Source organism: Chromatium okenii (assembly GCF_016583745.1).
Taxonomy (GTDB): Bacteria; Pseudomonadota; Gammaproteobacteria; order Chromatiales; family Chromatiaceae; genus Chromatium; species Chromatium okenii.
The window spans coordinates 1-1,555 of the sequence record NZ_NRRQ01000087.1 but is presented as its reverse complement, the minus strand read 5'-3'; the positions used below and the strand labels follow the sequence as shown (position 1 = coordinate 1,555).

General features: G+C 50.4%; 1 protein-coding gene. It reads left to right on the top strand.

The window, feature by feature from the left end; genetic code table 11:
* Positions 1–13 precede the first annotated feature (13 nt).
* The coding region (locus tag CKO12_RS14215; RefSeq protein WP_200155376.1) for a Calx-beta domain-containing protein at positions 14–1,555 on the top strand (1,542 nt) is incomplete at its 3' end.

Sequence of the window (1,555 nt, the reverse complement as noted above, 5' to 3'; positions counted from 1 at the left end):
CTTGAATACGCCCGTGAATGCAACGCTGGGCACCAGTGTGAATACCACGGGCACGATCAATAATGATGACACCTTGCCCACGCTTAATCTTGCGTCAGTGTCAGCCATTACTGAAGGCAATAGCGGCTCCACTGCTGTGAATGTCACCGTCAATAGAACCGGCGATTTATCCGCTGTCTCCAGTGCGAATTGGTCAGTTGCAGGCAGCGGCACTAATCCGGTGATTGGTGCTGATTTCACGAGTGGCGTATTGCCAACGGGCACGGTGAATTTTGCTGCTGGAGTCGCAACCGCCACCATTGCGATTAATGTTGCTGGTGATACGGTATTTGAGCCGAATGAAGATTTCACTGTGAGCTTGAATACGCCCGTGAATGCAACGCTGGGCACCAGTGTGAATACCACGGGCACGATCAATAATGATGACAGCTTGCCGACGCTTAATCTTGCGCCAGTTTATGCTATTACTGAAGGCAATAGTGGCTCTACCACTGTAAATGTCACTGTTAATAGAACTGGTGATTTATCCGCTGCCTCCAGTGCGAATTGGTCAGTTGCAGGCAGCGGTACTAATTCAGCGATTGGTTCTGATTTCACGGGTGGAGTATTGCCGACGGGCACAGTGAATTTTGCTGCTGGAGTAGCAACTGCCACCATTGCCATTAACGTTGCTGGTGATACGGTATTTGAGCCGAATGAAGATTTCACTGTGAACTTGAATACGCCCGTGAATGCAACGCTGGGCACCAGTGTGAATACCACGGGCACGATCAATAATGATGACACCTTGCCCACGCTTAATCTTGCGTCAGTGTCAGCCATTACTGAAGGCAATAGCGGCTCCACTGCTGTGAATGTCACCGTCAATAGAACCGGCGATTTATCCGCTGTCTCCAGTGCGAATTGGTCAGTCGCCGGCAGCGGCACTAATCCGGTGATTGGTGGTGATTTCACGAGTGGCGTATTGCCAACGGGCACAGTGAATTTTGCTGCTGGAGTGGCAACTGCTGCCATCGCGATTAAGGTCGCTGGTGATACGGTATTTGAGCCGAATGAAGATTTCATTGTGAGCTTGAATACGCCCGTGAATGCAACGCTAGGAACTAGTGCGAGCGCGACGGGCACGATCAATAATGATGACACCTTGCCGACGCTCAATCTTGCGTCAGTGTCAGCCATTACGGAAGGCAATAGCGGCTCTACTGCTGTGAATGTGACAGTTAATCGAACGGGTGATTTATCCGCTGCCTCCAGTGCGAATTGGTCAGTTGCAGGCAGCGGTACTAATTCAGTGATTGGTTCTGATTTCACAGGCGGAGTATTGCCGACGGGAACGGTGAATTTTGCTGCTGGAGTCGCAACCGCCACCATTGCGATTAATGTTGCTGGTGATACGGTATTTGAGCCGAATGAAAACTTTACCGTGAGCTTGAATACGCCCGTGAATGCAACACTAGGCGCTAGTGTGAATACCACGGGCACGATCAATAATGATGACACCTTGCCGACGCTTAATCTTGCGCCAGTTTATGCTATTACTGAAGGCAATAGCGGC